Source organism: Nocardia sp. NPDC050710 (assembly GCF_040654375.1).
Classification (GTDB): Bacteria; Actinomycetota; Actinomycetes; order Mycobacteriales; family Mycobacteriaceae; genus Nocardia.
In genome coordinates this window covers 59,130-79,112 of the sequence record NZ_JBFAHV010000018.1, presented here as the reverse complement: position 1 = coordinate 79,112, position 19,983 = coordinate 59,130, and the positions used below count along the sequence as shown (strand labels likewise).

Genomic DNA, 19,983 nt, shown 5'->3' with positions numbered 1-19,983 from the left:
CGAGCCTGGCCGTCGATGCCGCGAGGTCACCGCCCCGTGTTTGCGCGCCGGAACCATCAGCGACCACCTGCACCGTGGTCGGGTGGCGACGTATGGGTGCGTGCGTGCAGTTCCCGGCACACCACGTGCAGTGACGCACCAACCTCCGCGAGGGCCTGCGCTCGACTCAGTTCGCCCCGGCGACGATGGGCTTTGCCGATCGCGATCACTCCGGCGCTCAGCTGGATCACCAGCAACAACGACCTGTCGGCAGGATCGCCGGCGTCGTCGTGGTCGAGCTGCGCCAAGCCGAACGCTACGCGGCTGAGGTTCGCGCGGACCAGACGCCGCCGGATCACCAGGGCGTCGGCTCCGGCGGTCAACGACCGCGCCGAGCGGCCGAGCTCATGCGCGGCGGCCGCGAACGGACCCACCGCCTGCGGCTCGACTCGCAGCGACCACGCCGCGAAGGCGCCAGCCAATCGCGCAGCGGCCCAGCCCCACTCGCTATCCGCACGTACGGGAGCCGACCGTAGATCCTGGTTGAACCGTCCCGCGTCGCTGAACATCCGCGACCACATCGCCGGGTGCGACAACAGAATTCGATCGCGGTCGAAGACTCCGGGACTGTGCAGACCTCTCCATTCACCGAACGCCTGTGTGTGGGCGAGATCTCCGCGCTCCCATTGCTCCCGCAACACACCCAAGGCCAGGTCCGGGGCGATCTCGCCGTCGCAGCGGGTCCGGCCGGATCCGATCGGCGTCTCGATGACAAATCCACTAGCCGACCCGTCCGCGGTGTATTCCCTCGCCCACATCGCGATCCCGGCTGTGCGCAGCCGCCGGATGAACTCCGCCTCCGACAAACTCGCCACCGCTGCGGCCCGCACATGCAGTTCCGCTCGCACCCAGTCGGTCTCGGGCGTCACCGCTTGCAGGGGCCACGCTCGCCGCTGTGGACTGTTATCGGATTCATTCATTCCCGACCCTCGTTTCGATGAAGACCGTTGACATCCAACGGATTTCCATACCGAATCGACGCTGATGTCCATCTCCGGCCTGCGGGAGGGAATTGACACCGTGGCCCTGCGGGTGCCGGATGTAAGCATTCGATTCGGAACCGCGATAATGGGCCCCAAGGCCAGTCATCCAGCGACGCTACATCCAGACCCGCCACCAGCATGGTCTGGGAAACCCATCGAAAGAGGGCGCATCAGCAACTCTAGGCCCAGATAGCCTGGACTGCAACGATCCTCGATCAGCTGGCGAAAATAGTCTCTCGCAAGCAAAGCGATAGGCCCGCAATAGTTCCTTAAGGCACCCCGACTGGGTGCCTTCGCGCGGCATCGAACACGGAACAAGGAATTCACCCAATCCGGGTGACGCTCATTTATTGACAACGCCAATTCCGCGATGCGATCGTTGACCACAGCAGAATCCCCCCTTTCTGCTGTGGAGAGCGGGAACCCTCCCCACCGGTCACGGACCGTGGAGGAATACCCAGGGATCCCGCAACGATGCTGCCCCCTTACCCCCCCGAGGGGGCAGCATCGAGTCAACGCAATTGGCCGAAACCGCCGCAAGAGACTCAGCCAAATCGGAATTCTGGTGAACCCGTCAGCGGAGATAGGCATTCGTCGTATATCGCACAGTGACGGTTTCACCCTGCGCGCTAACTCTTTGCGCGCTTCAGTTGTCGTGATTTCCGGGATGATGCGGCTGCGCGAAACTCGACTCACTTTCAACGCGGTCATCGGCAGGGGATCTTGGAAATCGCGCTGGATGACATGCTGTGCGCCCTGGCAGACGTGGTAGCCATATCCTCCCGGGCGCCTGGCAGTCGGCGGGTCGAGCCGAGTTCGTCGCGCCTGTCCCGCCTTTCGTGGGTCGGCTCAGGTGAGCCGACTGCGCTCCGTCCTCATCGTGTGGGAGCAGGGTGGGTGCATCAACCTTCCTTGGTGTCAGTCGCGTTGGTATGCCTTGACCGTATCCGCGGCGAGGCGGCGGGCAGCGTCGCAGCCCTGGTGGCTTCTGACTTCGAGGACTTCGATCCAGGGTTCGGGGTCTCCTCGGTGGTTGATGGTGGGGAACGGGTTGCTCACGCCGACGTATGCGGTGATCGTGCACGAGTTCCCGGATCCGGTGTGCTCGGTTGCGTTGATTCCGGCGATCTGCAACCGCCGGTCGCCGTCCGGGACGAAGGCGGCTTGGGTTTGCTGGATATTGAAGTAGGTGATGGTGTTGCGGTTGGAGTCGTCGGGGTTGGCGCGTGTACCGAGCCAGAAATCGCACGAGAACGGGTCGAGACCGACCATGTAGAACCGTTGATCGGAGGGATATGCAGCGTTGAGGGCATCGCACGGATCCAGCGTCCATGCCTTGGTTTTCGGCATCGTCGTCGATGCTTCCCGCATGGGCCTGGTGCTGAGCAGGGGCGCCGAAGCCGTCACGATGGTGCGCAGCTCGGGGCAGCTCGAGACGTCGTCGCTCCCGTGGAGGGTGTAGTGGAATCCACGCTCACCTGCGTAGTGCAGCAGTATCGAACACATTCCTAGGTGGTCGCTTTCGTAGGCAGTGCGCCCGGAAATCGTTGATTTGGACCCGGTCCCGTCGGCGGTCACCGACAGCCCGATCGTCATATATCCGATCCTGTTGGGCGTCGTGTTGCGGTCCCATCGGACCTCGCATTCGTCTTGGGACAGGGCCGCACCGACATACCAGGGTCGCCCAATCGCGTTGATGGCACCGGAATCGATGAACCCGCATGGATCCAGACGCCGCACCTGATCCTGTTCGCTCAGCCTGTCCTGCGCACGCTGCGGAGTCACGTTCGCGCGGTAGCCTCGCCCGGTGGCCACAGCAGTGCCGTCGATGTCCTGACCGCAACCCGCCACCAGAAGCATCACCACCGTGGCGCTGAAGACGACGGCTATCGCACGAGTCAGGGCCGCCCGGGTCATCGGTTGGCTCCGAACAATTCCGCGGCGATCGATGCCAGACGATCAGCCACTGGGCAGGTACTGGCGTACAGACGAACGACCACTTGGTGGCGGGCGCCGTCGATCTCGGACTGGCTGGCGGGGGTACCGGGCAGGTAGGAGTCGACGACAGGGCCGACGGGGAAAGTCACAAGGCAGGATTCCGTCGAGGTCTCTTCGCGGATCGCCGGGTACCCCTCGACGCTGACCAGCCGCTGCCCGAACCGGGGCTCGAGGACATGGGCCGCGTCGCGTAACTGGAAATCGGCAGTGATCGTGGTGCCGTAGCGGCCCGCATCGAGTCCGTCGACCTTGAAACTGCAGGTGTAGGGCTGAGTTTGGGCGTCGAAACTCGAAATCGCATAGCCGATAGGGAGTTTGGCCGTCAGCTCGCACGGGCTGCGGTTGGTCAATGGCACCTGGATCGCGGACCGATCACGGCGGGGGATTCGGTTGTCCCGCAGCGCGGAGATCACGGCGGCGGTGGTCTCGGTGGCGACTTGGCAGTTGAGTGCGGAGGTCGGAAAGCCGAATCCCTGAACCATCGCATACTGCACCGCCGGGACCTCGACAACATCGGGGATCGCCACGTTGTTCGTGGGCGCGGATGCCGGCAACCGCAGCGGCACCTTGTAGGTACAGCTGGTGTCGCGGTTGCGGATGTGGTCGATGACGACTGTCTCGCCTGCGATCTGGCGGGTGTCGGTCTCCTCTGGGCTGGGCGGGGTACCCGCCAACGCGATCGTGGCCCTGGCCAGCAACCGGGGGCGGCCCGACGGCATGACCCCGATCGAGCAGTCATCGACACTGTTCTCGGGCCCGACATAGGCGATCTGGCCGTAGGTGGCGAGCCGATCACGGTCGAACAGGCCGCATGGATCCACCGTCCGCACCTGGTCGGCAACCTGGAGCTTCTGCGCGTCCCCTGCGGGAACTTTCACGCCGAATGTCATCACCGGGCCCGCTGACGCTGTGCTGGGGGGCGTCGGTGTTGCGCTGCGTGTGTAAGAACACCCGGCCAGCGTTGCGACGACCAGCAACAGTGGAAACAGCCCACGCCACGTCGCTGTCACTGCTGCCCTCTGGCCGACCAGAACCCAGAGCATGCCGACAAACATCGGTCTTCGACTGCGCGCCAGTACGTTCGGTGATCCTGGTTACGTTCGTCGCCGCTGGTGGTGTGTCGCTGGTCGAGGGTGAAGCGGTGTCGGGGGATCGAGTGTCTGCGCACGGGAAATCGTGCGTCCGGGTGGGATGTCATCGGGTCTCCGTGACGGTGGATGGAGGGAACTTCTCGCCCCATTTCCACAGCTCGATCCAGGCCTGGACGTAGTCGTCGCTGTCGATCGGGCATGGCAGCCGCAGGACGTCGAAGGCATCGACCATGGTGGGCAGATTCTCGGCCAGACGTTCGTAACGGGTCGTGAGCTGGTGATCGATGTCCGCGGCAAGTTCAGCCGAGAGCTGATGAGCGGCGGTGTACCACAGTGCGTGTGCGTCGATACGTTCCAACGCGAACACCGCGGCCAGATCGGCCAGGATCGCTCGTGCGCGCGGGTCGGCGGTCTCGTAAGCGCAGTTGGCGAGTGCGTCGGCGGCGAGCCGATCGGCGGTTGCCGTGCTGAGTTCGGTGGCCGCCGAGTCGCCTCCGATGGCCTTCACTCCGGTCAGCGTTGCGGCTTTTGTGGCGGCAGCGATTGCCTGCTCGCGGCCGAAAAGCATCTGATTCCACCACGGCAGCGCCCGAGGGTTATCGAGGACGCGCAGCGCCGAGATGTCCATGTGCTGCGGGGCGCGCCCCTGGGCGACCAGCTTCGGCAACCGCCCCGCCGCCGCCCACAACGATGGGTTGATGCCCTCGGCGACGATGATCCCGGAGACCCGCCGAACGTAGTCGCAAATCCAGTTGACTCCCAAAATGCCCTGGGCACCGCACAACCGGCGGCAGGTTTCGAGCACATCGTGAGCGACCTCCGAGGCCAGTGGCTTGGCCAGCATCGACAGCGCCGCCGCAGTGGGGTCGTGTTGGGCAAGTCGTGTACGGGTGAGGTTGGACAGGGCCGTAACCGCGTGCAGCCGCGCGGCCGCCGAGACGAGGGCACGCTGCACGCCGTCGCGGTCGGCGAGCAGAATTTGCCCGGAAGTGAGGCGCTGCATCGCGTATCGGGTCGTGATGGTCCAGCCGGCGCGGGCGCTGGCGGCCGCGGCGCCCGCAAAGAGGGCGCGCCCGGAGTTCAAGGATCCGATGGCGGCGTGGAAGCGTGCGTGCAGATTCAGCGCGCACTCGAACCGGCCCTCGTCGTCGAATCGAGCCAGCTGTCCACACAGCAGCGCGTCAGCGGGCACCCGCAGACCGTCGAATCGGAACGCTGCGTGGTCCATTTCCGGGCCGCAGCCGTCGACGGGCAGCGTCACCATCTCGACGCCCTCGGCGAGACGGCCGGTGCTGTCGCGCAGCCGCACCAGGATCGGCCACACGCCCTCGTCCCGGCCCTGTGCTTTGAGGCGGGCTACCACGACAACGATCTTGGGGACGCGAGGATCAGCGCAGTTCGGCATCAGCTTCACCGACTGCGGGGTCGGGCTGTGCAGGGTCAGCTCACGCTCGTGCGGGTCCCACACCGCCAAGGTTTCCAGGTCGAGGATGTTGGTGCCGACACCGAGTTCGGTGGCGGCCAGCACACCGACGGCGTCAACGCGGTCGAGCTCATCGAGACACCGCTGCTGGTATGCGGTGCCGGTGCCGAGGCGCTCGACGGTCTCGATAGCCAAGTTGAAATGGGACAAGAACGGCAGCACTCTGGGCGCATAGCAGGCGGTTCCGTCGTAGACCGCGGCCAGCAACCGGATATCCCGGGCGATCGCGCGCGCTGAACCACCCAGCCCCGCCACGAGTTCGGGCAACAACTGATACCCGTGGTAGGCGGTGTCGGCGGCCGACCGCCCAGGCATTGGAAGGTCGTGCAGCCCGACGACAACCTCGCGTACACGCAGTTGTTCGGGGATGTTGTCGCCACCCAGGGCGCGCCGCAGCGCGGCACTAGCGGGGCGCCGGGCCGTGGTATGGAGCGAGGCGAGCAGAGATCGGCCATCGTGGGCGGTGGTGGTCATGGTGATTCTCGATTCGGTAACGATCGGTTTCGGGGTTGCGGCAGCCAGTCGCGGGTGTGAGTTGAAATACGTTGTTGGATAAGCGCTTTACGGCAGCTCCTGTCAGGACGCGGCGCGCTGGCAGCGCACCGGGTCGCTGTCGGGGGTCTCGCGGGCAGCGGGCAGCGCGACAGCCTTGCGACGCGGAGGGTCGGCGGCCGCGACAGGCACGAACGCCAGGGACGGATCGCGGCGGGCCGCGCGATCGAAGGCCGCTGTGGTCGAAGGCCACGGACTGATGAGTCGGCCAGCGCCGTTCTTGTACCAGCTGGGTCCGCCCGCAGGCCACACGGTGCGGGCCAGCGCCTGGTTCAGCCACCGCCGATAGGCGTCCATCGCCTGCGCGCTGACCTCGATCGCGGCCGCGCCGGATCGCTCACGCCACCGCATCGCTGCCACGACGTAACGGATTTGGGCTTCCTTGATCGCGATGTTGGAGCCACCCGAATTGAAGGTGCTCGGCCCGGCGATGATGAACATGTTCGGGAAACCCCGCACCGCAGTACCCAAGAACGCCTCGGCACCGGCGGCCCACTCCCGGTGCAGCATCCGACCGCCGCGCCCCCGAACCCGGATCGGGACGAGGTACTCACTGGCGCGGAAACCGGTGGCCCACACCAGCACATCGGCGCGGCGGTGGATCCCATCGCCCGTGCGGATGCCGTGCTCGGTAACGGCGTGGATCGGGGCGGTGATCAGCTCGACGTTGTCACGGCTCAGCGCCGGGTAATAGTCGTTCGACAGCAGGATCCTTTTGGCCCCGATGCGATGGGCAGGGGTCAGCACCGCACGCAATGCCTGGTCGCGGATATGCCGGTACAAGTGGGCCCGCGCTATCCATTCGGCCGGTCGCGCCGACCAGCCGCGCACCATGACCGGTGCCAGCACCGCATCCGCGCCGCGATACAGGCCCCAACGGTAGAGGGCGTGCATTCCGGGGATGTGGGTCAACGCCCACCGTGTCACCGGGCCGAAATCCGTGCGCGGTTTCGGCAGTACCCAGGTCGGGGTGCGTTGATACACCATGACCCGGCGTGCGGTCGCGGCGATCTGGGGCACGATCTGCGCCGCGCTGGCCCCGGTGCCGATGACCGCGACGTCGCGACCGGTCAGCTCGGCGCTGTGGTCCCAGCGTGCGGAATGGAATGCCCGCCCTCGGAAACTGTCCAGTCCCGTGATCGCCGGGATCTGCGGCCTGTGCAGCATGCCCACAGCGAAAACGACGGTCTCGGCGGTGATCTGCTCACCAGCCGCGGTGCTCAACCGCCACGTTCCGCTGCTGTCGAGGTAGGAAGCCTCGACGATGGTGGTGCTCAACCGCAGGTGCGGACGCAGCTCGAAGGTGTCGACCACCTGCTGCAGGTACGCCAGAATCGCAGACTGATCCGGGTAGCGCACCACCGGGTCGCGGTAGGGAGCGAACGAGAACGAATACCAGTGCGACGGAACATCGCAGCGACACCCCGGATAGGTGTTGTCCCGCCACACGCCGCCGAGCTCGTCTGCCTCATCGAAGATGACGAACTCGTCGATGCCCTGCTTGGCGAGTGCGACACCCATGCCGAGCCCACCGAAACCGGCACCGATGATCGCGACCTTCAGGTCGGTGTCCATGGTGATCGTGCCTCACTTGCCGCGCTGTCGATACCCACTCCAGCTCGTGATCGAATTCGGATAAGAAACTGCAAAGCCTTGCCCTCAGGCCCTTCACCGCTGCCCCATTACTGTTGTGCGACAACACTCTTGGAGACCACGAGGGTGTGTGCCGCGGCGATGAGGGCCGGTGTTGCGGCGGTGCGCGCACTACAGAACTGGTCATCGCGGGCCGGGTTCACGCGGTGGGGCCACGGTGGTGTCGCGGGGCGTGGCCCGCTTGGCCGGGACAGCGACACGAAGGTCGAGCATCGCCTGAGGTGCGCTGTCGCGGGTCAGCACCGTCCAATTCGAGTGGATCGCCGTCCACGCCGCGTCGGGGTCGAACCGCACCCGCCAGCTGCTGCGAGCATGCTGGGCGCCACCGAGCAGCCGCGCACGGGTGCCGGCCAGGTCGGGCAGATCCTCCGGGTGCACCGCTGGCAGCTCGCTCATCCACCGATCCAGCGGCGCGGGACCGGGGTTCACCCATTCGTGCACGAGCCCGGTGTTGAGATCGATCAGTGCGATCGCGTGCTGACTACGCACCGGCAGCGTGCGTATCAGCCGGGTCACCATCGCCGGTTCGGGCACCGACCGCCCCGCGCTGACATCGGTGACGACGGCGCTGACCATCCGGTCCCGACCGACACCGGTGCTGCGCGCGCAGATGAACAACGCCCGCCGCGCCCGGGTGGTGATCCCGCTGGTCACTGCCATCGCGGACCACAGCCCTGGCGGCACGGATTCATCGAAGAGCCGCAGCAGCCCGGCCCGGTCGTCGATGTGCTCGAAATGGCGCATCAGATCGGGCAAGGTTCGGGAGGTAGCGGTGGTCATCTCGCTGTCGAGCATTCGCTCGAGCGCCGGGGACGTGAGACCCACTCCATTGCGGGGGGTGGTCCACAGCAGCGTGCCCACCGCTGGCCGCGGTGGCACCGGCTGCGCGCGGGGGCCCGCCCAGATCTGCACCGCTTGCACCGTGTCGGCAGGCCCCAGCACCGGCACCACCATGATCCGCATTCGGGTACCCGAGGGCGGATACGCCGTGTGCACCTGAGGCTCGGCGCTGGTCACCGCCGCCTCGATCGCGGTCGGAAGGTGTTGGGCGACTGTGCTACTGCCCGCGAGGTGGGTCCGTTCGAGACGGGTGTGGCGGCGCGGCTGCGCACCTTCCGCGACTACCCATCGGTTCCCTGGTCCACCGGAGGTTTCCACCAGCACCCAGGGGCTCGGTGAGCTGCGGTGCTCCTTGACGCGGTCGGGCTGGTGTTCGGGTTCGGGAGTTGTGGTGGCTGGATCGATCATGACCATCACCGGCCTCCCGCGCTCGGAGGCCCTACCCGCGAGGCGGTCGTGGCTCGACCGCACCGCCGTGGCGGGCAGCTGGGGCATGGTGTCTGGATGCAGCGGGGCCGATGCCCAGCGATGACGACGCCGACGTTGGCGGCCACGGTTGCCAGCGCGATGCACGCGGTGAGGACGGATTCGAGCATCATCGCCTGCATCAGCGCTCCTGCTCGGCCGCGAACTCGGCGGCCCCCTGCGGTGACCCGCCACCGGGTTTACTGGGTCGTGGGCGGGGGGCGGTGAGGCCGATAGCGGTGTTGACGGCCAGGGCCACAGCCGCCAGCCCGAGCAGGATCGCTACATCCGGAGTCATTGCACGCCACCACCATCGGTTGCCAGGACCAGTCGCGTGGCCAGCCACGCCAGGCACTGTGCTTGGTCAGGGTGCGGACACACCGCCGTCGAGGCGGGCTCGCCAGCCACCGGTAGCACCAGCACGCTGCTGGCGGCCTCTGGTGGTTCTGCGATCGGCGCAGCACCGAGAATCAATCCCGCGATCCACGTCGGCAGCAGCACGGTGAGAGCGCTGGTGGCTTCCACGATTGCTCGGCACGTATCCGCCCGCCCTCGCACCGCCAGGGGTGTCCTCGGCGGTTTATCCATTGCCGTCTCCCGACCCGTCGCGCTCTCGACCACCACCGCGTATGCGTGCCAGCCCGAGCAACCCGGAGATGCGTGGCCGATGCGGGGGAGGCTGCCTGGTCTGTGACCGCGCGACGATGCCGTCGCGGGGATTGTTGTCCGACAGGTCCACCAATGCGCAGCCGTCGGCGAGCGTGCGGCATTGCACCGCGGCCGCGACTCTCACCTGGGCCTGGCGCAGCTGCTCGGTGACTCTGGGCAGCCGCGCCAGGACCGGGCCGATCACCCGGGCAGATCCGACCACGATCAGCACCGCGGCGTCGGCGCCTTCGGCGGTTATGGCGGCTGTAGCGAGGTCGATCTGGTCGACCGATCGGTGCAGCACCGCTACCACGCGGCTGCCGCGATACATGACGATGACCAGGCCGGCGTGGCGGGGTCCGGGATCGGCGACCGCGCGTGCGGCAGCGATCGCGGCAGTGATTGCGACGGAATCAGGCTCGGTGGACATCTACCGCGCCTCCGCCCCGTCATCGGGCGGCAGTGGCTGGGTGCGAGCGCGCAGCTCGGCGCATACCGCGTTCAACGGTGCCAGCACCCGGTCACCGATCAGTAGCGAACGGGCCAGCTCGCCGCAGCCGCGGCGGGCGCGTGCGATCGCTTTCACCGCGTCGAGCACAGTGCGCAACAGCAGGTATTCCGATGCCGGGTCGGTGACCTCGCGCTCCAGCTGGGTCAACACGAAACCGGTGCCCGCCAGATTCGGGGCAGGGTGACCCTCGTGTACCGGGCGCCGCCATTCGCGGCGCTCGATGTCGGCCAGTATCTGCTCGGCCGCACGAATATCGGCCGCCGAACCGGTGACGGGCAGCCCGTACATCTCCCACCGGCGACCGGCGGGCCCTGCCCCGTACGAGCCTGGGCCGTGGAAGTGGTTGTCGTGATGATTCATCGGTCCCCCGGTGCTCTGTGATGGTTGTTGGATGCGGGGGCCTCGACCGCTGCTTTCGGCGGTGCGGGCACCGGTGACGAACGGTCGAGACCTGGGTGCGGCGCGCTCGCACGCGGCGCGGCCGCATTTGCGGTGCGCTGCGGTGTGAGTCGATGCCGTGACCCGGCCATCTCGCTCACCAGATGCGCCAACCGGATTCCGTCGCCAGTGCGCACCAGCCGGTCCTGCAGCGACGCCGACATCACCACACCCCCACCGCGCCCCGGTTCGGCGACTGTCGGGCGCGCACCGGCGCCGGGTTCGCGTTCCATGCAGAGAGCAGGTGACCGTGGATGATCCTCACCACGCAGTGGTTCGTCGGCAGCGTCATCGTCATCGAATCCCGTTGCCCAGTACCGCTATCGCGGTGAGTCATCACCTTCGTTCCCTGTTGTGACCGGTCGACGCTCACCCTGGCGCCGGTGTCGCCCGCCCGCTTTGTGCGCTGCGCTGCGCTCATCGCGTCACCGCCCGGTGGCCGCTCGTGGCGGCACAACTCACCATGAAGCGCTCCGCTCATCCGGCGCGCCCGCCACCGCAGCCGCCGCTCGGCCCTCGCCGAGCAATGCCGCTGCCAGCACCGCGCCGACCAGCGCCGCGCCGGTCAGGATCGCAAACAGCACATGGAAGTCGCCCAGGAAAACCGAGGAGGTCAATACCGCCGCCAGAATGGCGATTCCGACCGCGCCGCCGATCTGGCGAGCGGTGGTGTTCGCGCCGAATGCCGCCACGTACCCGTTGGCTCCGGCGGCTTGCGCGGTGATCACCGACAACGCCGTGATCGCACAACCCATCCCCGCGCCCAGCAGCAACGCCACGACCGCCCACGCTCCCCACGCGCGTCCCGCGCCGAACACCTCGCTCGACAGCACACCGAACCCGGCAGTAATCGCCAGCATCCCGCCCGCACAGCACCAGCGTGCGTTGGCTTCGGTGACCACCTGCCCCGCGACCGTCGCCGCGACCATCGCTGCCAGCCCGGCCGAGCCGACGCACCCGGCCGCACCGAGCAGCGACAGTCCCCACGGGCCGGTGAAAAGCAAAGGCACGCTGAGCAAATAGCCGAACAATCCCACGCCTAGGAAGAACGCGACTGCACTGGCCGCAGCGAACCGACGCTGCCGCCACAACTCCACCTCGACCGCGGGCTGCGGATGAACAAAGCTGCGCAGAATCACGACCCCGATGGCGAACAGCCCGATCAGCAGGATCATCCACGTCAGCGGCCCCGGCCAGGACCGGCCCTCCGACACCGCCGCGACCACCGCGGCGATCCCGCCCGAAAGCAGCACCGCCCCCCACAGATCCGGCACCTCGCCTCGAGCTCGGCCACGGCCAGGGACCGCCACCAGCGCCATCGTGAACAGCACCGCGCACACCGGCAGGTTCAACGCGAAGATCGCACGCCACCCCCACGCCTGCACCAGCAACGCCCCGACAGCCGGGCCGATAGCCGCGGCCAGCGCACCGGTCGCCGCCCACGCACCGATCGCACTCCCGCGCCGCTGCGCCGGCGTCGCCGCCAGCAACGCCCCCAAGGCCGCAGGCAACAGCAGCGCCGCCGCCACTCCCTGCACCGCGCGGGCGCCGATGAGCACACCGGCGCTGGGAGCAGTCGCGCACACCCCGGACGCGACAGCAAACCCGACGATCCCCGCCACCAGAACACCCCGATGCCCCAACGCATCCGACAGCCTGCCCGCCACCGCCAACCAGGCGGCGAAGGTGACCGCGTACGCGCTGACGATCCAGGTCAGCACACCCGCCGACGCCGGAAGCTCCGCCGCGATCGGCCCGAACGCCAAGTTGACGACCGCGGCGTCGAGAATCGAGAGAAATGTCGCCGAGCACGCCGTGGCCGTTATCAGCCCGTACCGCCCACCACCCGCCGTCGCTGACGGCGCGAGCCCCGTATCGGCGCTACCGGCATCGCTGGCGGACATGAGCCGCTCGTCGTGTGTGGAATCGTCGGACCCGGGCGCGCTCATCGACGTTCCCCTGACAGATCGTGTGACACCGCCGCGAACCAGTCGGCCGCGTTCGCGGTTTGCCCGCTGGCTCCGTAGCTGGTGTGGCTGGTGATTGCTGACGCGTAGTGCATCAACGTCGCCGGGTTGAACAGGTCGGCGTTGGCCGCGAGTTCCGCCCCGATCGCGGCACCGATCTGGCCGACCAGCCGCGGGATCTGCCCGAGCGGATCCGCCGCGATCGCGGCCACCACCTGACCGGTCTTGTCCGCGGCCGCCTGAGCCTGCTGCGGCCCGGGATCGGCCGCCGTCGGGTCGGCGGCCTCGGCCAGCCGCTGCGAAACCGTCTTGCCCGGAACGTAATTGACCTGGCCCGCCTCGACGGTGACATCGGCGAGGATCACCTCGTTGCCGGCCTCGCTCGCGGCAGCCTGCCATGCCACTGCCAGCGAACCCACCGCTGTGATCGGATCACGCAGATCCGCCTGCGCCGCCACCCCGGCGGCCACCTGCAGTGCCGCGGCATTGTCCGGTGCATCACAGGCCAGATCGTGCGGCGCGCAGAACTCCCCGACGCGGCCCTCCAGCGCATCGAAATGGGTTCCGGTGTCGGCGATTCCACCGCTGGGCGGAACGGGCGCCAACCGCACCTGCGAGGTCGTGGTCCCGTCGGTGCCCGGCGCCGGATCCGGTGTCACCTGCCCGGGACGTCCGGGAATGGGCTCGCCGCCGGAGGGGCGCGTGGGATCACTCAGCAGCGCCACACCCGCGATCCGGTCCGCGGGCACCGGACCGTGTCCGGCGCCCACATCCTGTGCGAAGCCCGACACCACAGCCGCGCCCTGGCTGAAGCCCGCGACCGCCAACTGCGTGCCGGGACACTGCGCGATCGCCTCGGCGGCCGTCGCATCCAGCCGAGCACGCGCCTGCGCGGTCGAATCCGCGTACGGCTGCACCCCCGGCCCTGTGCCCACCGCGCCACCGAAACTCGCCGAATACCCGATATAAACCCGGTCGATATCGACCCCGCGAGACAGCATCGGGCCGAACATCGTGCCCAGCATCCCGGTATCGAGCGTGGGGCTCGCCGTCGGTGAGCTCTCACTGGTGCCCTGCACCCCGATCACCAGAAGGCCCGGGCACCCCGCCAGAGGGACCGCGCCGTCCTCGGCAGCAGCCGCACCCGACCCGGCCGCGACCACGGCCGCGGCGGTCACCGCCACCGCACCCCAAGCGCCCACATGAGCACTGCGACGGCTTCGGCGATGCCTGCTCATCGCGACCACACCCCCACCGACCGGCCGCCGCGACCCTCGGCATCGGCGAAACAACGAGCCGCGCACCGCAATTGGCGCACCGGCTGGAAACTGGCATACAGATCTCGCACGGAAAGATTCCTCACCGAAGTTCGAATGGCGCGCACCGACAAGCGCCCGCCGGATCAATGGAAGGGGCGATCACCCCAGCAATGCCGCCGCACACCTGCTGCCGACCAGCTGCCGACCACCACGCGACGACCGGGGCGGGCCGGACGCGCCATTGCGCCCGGGCCCTGGGTCTCAGGCTCAGATCGGCACGCCGAACGAGCGCAGGACACTGAGGACGTTGACCACCACCGACACCGCATTCGATGCGATCGAGCTTCCGGTGTAGAGCAGGCTGAGGATGTCCATGAGAACGTGTTCCTTTCAGAACCGATACGCGACTTTCGCGCACCAGAAATTCAGGGCAGGCCGAATCACGTCATTAGTTCGTGTCGAACTGCCTTCGATCCCGACGAAGACAGGTACGTGAGGAATAACGCCCCGGATCTCGCGCAGAACACACAGTGCTCACGCAAGCCCCACCGCGTGGACTTCCCCACCGCCCCCGGTCGATCAGCCCCGCACATTCAGCCGCGAAACCGGTGAACTACCATCCGATCCGCATTAGTGATTGGAACTGACTAGCAGTCTTCGGTAGCAAACAGTGTGGTGTCAACGCCTGCCATCCACCCAAATTGTATGAATTCCGGCCACCACCCACCCTATTCGGATGAACTCCGGACATACCCCACCCCACATGGGTGCCCGAATTCCCAAAATGGCACCCGCCTGGGTGCCCTCACAACAGTTACGCCGATCGCAAAAGATTCGCAACGCGAGCGTCGCCACGCCCGGCTCCCGCCCACAGCAGCAGTCGAAAGCGCCGCATCGGTCACGCCGAGCCGGCGCCCGCCGCGGTGATCATCTGTCGCCGAAGTCCCGACTGCCCGCCGCCTCTATCGCCAGCGCCCGAACTGCACCTCGCCACTATCCAATCCGAAGTGGCCGACCAACCCTGCCTGCTGGGATGGCACACGCAAATACCTTCGCTGACAACGAAAGTCGATCCCGCTGCCTCCGGGGTAGCGGCCCTTGCGCTGCAAGAGCCCAGGCTCGGTCCACGCACCGTAGATGCGTCAAGCGTGTGCTGACCAGGCACCCAGATTGGGTGCCTCCATTCCCTTGAACCCCCACTACAGTGGGTCAGTTACGGGCCCCAGGGGCCGCAAACGCGCAGCCCCCGCGGCAACGAAACGAAGGGACTACCAACGGGTCCGCCGGAATGCGCTACGCGCCACCAGGACCATCGAACCACCGGCTCAGGTCACATTCTGCGATGTGCTGGGAGGAATTGAACAATGGCAACGTCAGCAGGAGGAACCGATGCCAAGAAACCGATATGCCACACCTCCACTCAACACCGGCCCGGAACCATCGAGGATCGGCGACTACATTCGCTGGATTCGCGACAAGGCAGAGATGACCCGCACGCAATTCGGAGCCGCCGTCTACGCACACCCAGCCGCCGTCGAAAAATGGGAGAACCACCAACGCACACCCTCGAAAGAATCAGTCGAAAAGATCATCCGAAACATCCACGTCGACGGATACGTTGCCGAAGTACTCGCCGCACTCGCCGCACCCGAATTCCATCCGATCACCACTGCGGACTGGCCGCAAATCACCGACGACGACCGCGACTACCTCGAGAACTCCCGCGGGCCGGCCGCACTACACGGGCTGCCCTACCGCGACCTTCCCGCTGCCAACGACGAATGGTGCCGGACCCTGCCCATGCTGAAACCCGAACCGGACACCGCACGACCCCTCAACCTCATCGAACGCCTGCTACTCGACGAATCGACACGCATCATCGAAGACCGATTCGACCGCGCTCACGTCCTGCTCTTCGAACTTCGCATCATGCGCCCACTCGCCGACCCCGTCCGATTCCGCGAAATCGTCGACACCTGCGCACGCTCACCACAATTCGACCGCCTGTGGCACACCGACCCGCCACAACGAGTGATCGAGAACCGAAGCGTCGCGATCTGGAACGCACAAACCGTCCGATGGGACCGCTACCGCGCCCGCCAAAACCGCGACCACATCCCACCTGGACCCTTCACCGTCTATACCCTCTATCGCGCCCGTACCAGATCGGCACACAGCCATGACCATCTCCGCCGCCTCCACACCTGTGCTCGCCCCTCCACGGCACTGGAAGCAGCACGATGACAAACAGACACCCAAACCGGGTGCCTCCCAGGCAAAACGCACCCCAGATGTACGCATCCAAACGGTTGACGCTGCCGCAACCACCTTGAATGCTTACTACTCGATAGCCCAATCGCGAGATCCACCAGCAACACCGCCGATCGGACACTCCAACGCGGGGCCAGCTATCGACACACGCGCGGAATGCTGGGCGGCGCACATCCGTCGAACTCGGCAACCCCGGCAACCACCTGCACCGCAGGGTCACGGACCGAGGGCGTCGTCGCCAGCGAAAAACGGAACCGGATAGGACTGGGCCAACTGAATAGGGGGCGCATTTGACCACCTACCAGCGTAGACGCGTGCGAGGGCTGCTCGCCGTGACCACCCGCCGCGACAGACCAATATTCGTCGTGGCCAGAATCATTGGTACTCCGCGTCGCGGAGCCAGCCAGCTCGAACTGGCACACGAATTACGCGTGGCACCGGATCTCGCGAACCAACCGCAGCATCGATACCTGCATGTCTCCCGAACCCCCGTCCCTGGGCGTGCGTTCGCAGCAGGCACCGCCGCAGACCAGCTTGGCATCCGAGTCCACGAGATCAACCGACGATCCCCGAGGCGGCCTCAGACACCGATCCCCGCCACGGATTCAAAACCGTTGTTGTGCCGGAGATGCGGTGCCCAGCGCGCGCACATCTCAACGGCCGCACCACAGTCTCGTGGGAGGGCCGATCACATTTCGGTCTGGTTCGCCGAGCTCGCTGTGATCAGTGAGGTGCATTCCATGAACCCCGCGACTGAGATTCAGCGAAGTTGGACCACCTTCGCGTGTCGCTCCCGGCATCCTGGTCCAACTTGGACCAAGATGGGTCTCGGCATCAGACTGATCCAGGTTGATGCCGAGAGCCGCAGCAGGAGGTCAATCGCTATGGGTATGGAGTACAAGGGCGACAGACAGCGCTTGCGTCTTCACAAGAGCATCGTCGCGCACCTAAGACGCACCACTGGTCGCCCGAATATCCATGACAACACCGTTGTCAACGATCTGGTCTGCTACCTGGCCGGATCGCCAGACCTGATCGAGGTACTGACCGAGCGGGAGATCGTCGCAATGGTTGACCCCAGAGTCCTTCAGAGGCTCGCCATGGTCGCCGCGTCGATCCAGGCTGAAGGCGCGCTCGGTCAGGGCGAGTTGATAGAGAAGACGGAGTTGACAAGGCCTACGGAGGATTACACGCAGGTCTTGGCCAAGGTCTCCTGACCTCATGCACCACGACGACGAATTTCGATGCCCCAGGAGGTAGTAGCCACGGACGGCACTGAGCCGAACCCGGATTGACGATCTGGGATTGACTTCAACTAAACAGCGGGACAGCGACGGGGCCACATAGAGAAAAAAGACCCCTCGACCTGGGAAGTCGAGGGGCTTGTTGCTAAGTGGTGGTCGATGAGTTCGTACCTCATCTCCCTCGCTGTCCTCTCCGCCGAAAGGACAGCCATCAAATGCCACGTCCCACGATAGCGCACACCCAAAAGTGGGTCCAGTAAGCCACGCGGCTACTGGATACGTTTCACACCTTTTTGCAGGTCAGCCCGGCACTGACACAAGCTTCGGCACTCCGGCGTTGCGTGCTACCACGAGCGTTCCGATTGCCAATGACTTGCCGTCGCTCGCCGAGGCCCATCGCGCCGGGCCTATCGACGCCCCGCAATTGGTGTGGAGTGCTCTTGTAGCCTTCATCGCAGCGCGTCAGTCGATGCGCCTGTATGTCGTCGAGACCGGGAAGTACGACAACTGGTCGCGGCTCAGCCGCAAGACATTGCCGGAAGTGCCGGCGGCGGTGCCGATCTATGCGAAGGATCGGCGCACCGCGCTACTGGTTCTCGACTTCGACCCGCGCCCGGTCGACGACTCGCCCGCCGCGCAAGCCGCCGCGGCCGCTGCGGTCGAGCACGATGTCAGCCAGGCCCTCGGTTGGATCCATCAGTGTGGTGGCGTCGCTGTTGTCGACCGGTCCTCCCGTGGCGGCATGCATGTGCTGGTCCCCCTGGCCCACGGTGAGACGTTTCGGAGGGATCGGCTCGAGCCGCTACTGCAATTGTTGAAGCAGCGCTTGGTGACCTTCGACCCAGCGCCGATGATGAATCCCGACAAGGGGTGCATCACTCCACCGGGAGCGAGGTGCAAGTCCGGCGGTTTCCGACGCCTGGTCGGGATGAGTGTCGCCGACGCCGCCGAAGTGTTCACGACCCGGTCGGCACCGGGACTGATCGCCCGGTTGGTGGCGTTGATCGACCCGCAGCGTTGGCTGAGCACCGCCGATCCGGCCGTTCATAACGGCGATGAGCTCACCGCATGTGCGGACTTCGAGCCCGGCCCGTCGGAGGACGACTGCCTGCCCGCTGCCTGCACCAGTGGTGCGCCGCTGCGGCCGTGGGTGCCGCTGTTTCTCGCCACGGGACATGCTCCTGATCTCGTCGACCCCGCGGGGAAACCGTGGACCCCGAGCCACGCGCGGCTCAGTGTGCTCGAGCAGCACGCGGTGCGTGGGTGGAGGTTGAGCCGTATCAGGGCCACCAAGGACGATCCCGACTGGGCAGGGTTCTGGCAGGGCTATGCCCACCGCCGAGACAGCAAGCAGCGACTCAGCATCGATTGGGACCGCGCATACACCCACGCCAAGAAGCGACTCACCACCGACGGACAACAATCGTCTCGATCCACCCATAAACCCGAACAAAAGCACACAGGGGGGATTAGGGGCATTCGCTGGAAACTTGCGGCGGCGAGAAAATGGGTTCTGCTCAGCGGTCACTTTCGTGAGTCGGAGTTGTGGTCGGCGCTGGTGACAGTGACGTCGGTGGCCTACGGGATCTCGCTCGGTGATGGTCGATCAGTCGCGAACGGCGGACGATGGCTCAGTGTGGCCGGTGGTCTCATCGGTGAAGGCACACTGCTGAAGATGCTGCGAAAGTTCCAGAGACTACAGGACGAAGGCAGTCCGATCCGGTTTCTGGCGCCGTGGAATGCCCGCGACCATTCCGGTGATCGATACTGCCTGGTGACACCACGGCTGGACGGGCGGGAAATACATGCCGCAGAGTGGGAAGCCTACGCCGCCCACCCCGACCCCATCGATCCAGTATGGAGCACACTGGGATTCGCAGCGTGGTGGTGCTATGAGATCCTTCGCGCGATCGAGCCAGGCCCGGGAGAATCAGTGAAGGTCGACCAGCTCGCGGCCGCCGCCCGGGTCAGCCTCAGCACCGTGCACCGGGCACTGCGCAAACTCGAAGACAACAACCTCGTCGACCGCGGGTACGGCTGGGCATCCCGCACCGGCCGCTCACCGCGGCAACTACCACAGATCACCGCAGACGCCGACGATCGCCGAGCCGCCAGGCGTACACGACACAACGCCGAACAGACCGACTTCTGGGCATTCGTCGACCTGATCAACGCCAACTACAGCGCCTCCGAAATCAGCGGCTACGCAACTCTGGCCGACCTCGACGCCGAAACCGCCGACTACAACCGCGCGGTTGATCACTCATCACTCTCACGCCCACCCCTCTCACGCTTCGAACACGACCCACCCCATCACCCCGACGACGATCAGCTCGGCCACAACGATCAAGAACCCGCACCCCAATCCAGTGACGAGGAGGCGCTGGCGCTGCTACGCGACCTACTCGGCGCCACCCTGATCACCCCACCCGATCCGGCCCTAGACGTAAAAGCGTGTGTCAGCGCTCGTGCGCCAGGAGGACTCTTACAGTTCCAGTGAGGACCTGCGAGTTGTCGTTCCAGATTTCGCGGAACTCCACG

General features: G+C 66.3%; 16 protein-coding genes. 3 read left to right on the top strand and 13 right to left on the bottom strand.

Annotated features, from left to right (window positions below; genetic code table 11):
* Positions 1-56: 56 nt before the first annotated feature.
* From AB0H61_RS26385 to AB0H61_RS26325, 13 genes are all read right to left on the bottom strand, one after another.
* Positions 57-959, bottom strand: a complete 903-nt coding sequence (locus AB0H61_RS26385; RefSeq protein ID WP_357309459.1) for a hypothetical protein — start codon at positions 957-959, stop codon at positions 57-59.
* Positions 960-1,940: 981 nt separating this feature from the next.
* On the bottom strand, positions 1,941-2,939 hold the full coding sequence (locus AB0H61_RS26380) for a hypothetical protein (protein WP_357309456.1): 999 nt from the start codon (positions 2,937-2,939) through the stop codon (positions 1,941-1,943).
* On the bottom strand, positions 2,936-3,898 hold the full coding sequence (locus AB0H61_RS26375; RefSeq protein WP_357309453.1) for a hypothetical protein: 963 nt from the start codon (positions 3,896-3,898) through the stop codon (positions 2,936-2,938). Before AB0H61_RS26375 ends, AB0H61_RS26380 begins: the two co-directional genes overlap by 4 nt.
* Before the next feature lie 316 nt (positions 3,899-4,214).
* Positions 4,215-6,068: an acyl-CoA dehydrogenase family protein gene (locus AB0H61_RS26370; protein WP_357309450.1), complete on the bottom strand. Its 1,854-nt coding sequence runs from the start codon at positions 6,066-6,068 to the stop codon at positions 4,215-4,217.
* 102 nt (positions 6,069-6,170) lie between these two features.
* A complete protein-coding gene (locus AB0H61_RS26365; RefSeq protein WP_357309448.1) occupies positions 6,171-7,721 on the bottom strand; it encodes an NAD(P)/FAD-dependent oxidoreductase in 1,551 nt (516 codons plus the stop codon).
* Between the two features lie 201 nt (positions 7,722-7,922).
* Entirely contained in the window at positions 7,923-9,047 is a 1,125-nt protein-coding gene (locus AB0H61_RS26360) for a GAF domain-containing protein (protein WP_357309445.1), read from the bottom strand.
* 199 nt (positions 9,048-9,246) lie between these two features.
* Positions 9,247-9,402: a hypothetical protein gene (locus tag AB0H61_RS26355; RefSeq protein WP_357309444.1), complete on the bottom strand. Its 156-nt coding sequence runs from the start codon at positions 9,400-9,402 to the stop codon at positions 9,247-9,249.
* Positions 9,399-9,629, bottom strand: coding sequence for a hypothetical protein (locus tag AB0H61_RS26350; RefSeq protein WP_357309441.1), 231 nt, complete (start codon positions 9,627-9,629; stop codon positions 9,399-9,401). Before AB0H61_RS26350 ends, AB0H61_RS26355 begins: the two co-directional genes overlap by 4 nt.
* A 55-nt stretch (positions 9,630-9,684) precedes the next feature.
* On the bottom strand, positions 9,685-10,182 hold the full coding sequence (locus AB0H61_RS26345) for a hypothetical protein (protein WP_357309438.1): 498 nt from the start codon (positions 10,180-10,182) through the stop codon (positions 9,685-9,687).
* Complete coding sequence (locus AB0H61_RS26340; protein WP_357309435.1) at positions 10,183-10,623, bottom strand: hypothetical protein; 441 nt, start codon at positions 10,621-10,623, stop codon at positions 10,183-10,185.
* 241 nt (positions 10,624-10,864) lie between these two features.
* Positions 10,865-11,122 carry a hypothetical protein gene (locus AB0H61_RS26335; RefSeq protein WP_357309432.1) on the bottom strand — a complete coding sequence of 86 codons (258 nt, stop codon included), beginning with the start codon at positions 11,120-11,122 and terminating at the stop codon, positions 10,865-10,867.
* A 37-nt stretch (positions 11,123-11,159) separates the two neighbouring features.
* Positions 11,160-12,650, bottom strand: a complete 1,491-nt coding sequence (locus AB0H61_RS26330) for an MFS transporter (protein WP_357309430.1) — start codon at positions 12,648-12,650, stop codon at positions 11,160-11,162.
* Positions 12,647-13,906, bottom strand: coding sequence for a cutinase family protein (locus AB0H61_RS26325; protein WP_357309427.1), 1,260 nt, complete (start codon positions 13,904-13,906; stop codon positions 12,647-12,649). Before AB0H61_RS26325 ends, AB0H61_RS26330 begins: the two co-directional genes overlap by 4 nt.
* Positions 13,907-15,316: 1,410 nt before the next feature.
* Between AB0H61_RS26325 and AB0H61_RS26320 the strand changes: the two genes are divergently transcribed.
* The 3 genes from AB0H61_RS26320 to AB0H61_RS26310 all read left to right on the top strand — a co-directional run bounded on the left by AB0H61_RS26320 (position 15,317) and on the right by AB0H61_RS26310 (position 19,942).
* Positions 15,317-16,171: a helix-turn-helix transcriptional regulator gene (locus tag AB0H61_RS26320; protein ID WP_357309424.1), complete on the top strand. Its 855-nt coding sequence runs from the start codon at positions 15,317-15,319 to the stop codon at positions 16,169-16,171.
* A 911-nt stretch (positions 16,172-17,082) separates the two neighbouring features.
* On the top strand, positions 17,083-17,415 hold the full coding sequence (locus AB0H61_RS26315) for a hypothetical protein (protein WP_357309421.1): 333 nt from the start codon (positions 17,083-17,085) through the stop codon (positions 17,413-17,415).
* Between the two features lie 496 nt (positions 17,416-17,911).
* Positions 17,912-19,942: a winged helix-turn-helix domain-containing protein gene (locus tag AB0H61_RS26310; RefSeq protein ID WP_357309419.1), complete on the top strand. Its 2,031-nt coding sequence runs from the start codon at positions 17,912-17,914 to the stop codon at positions 19,940-19,942.
* The last annotated feature ends 41 nt before the right edge of the window (positions 19,943-19,983 follow it).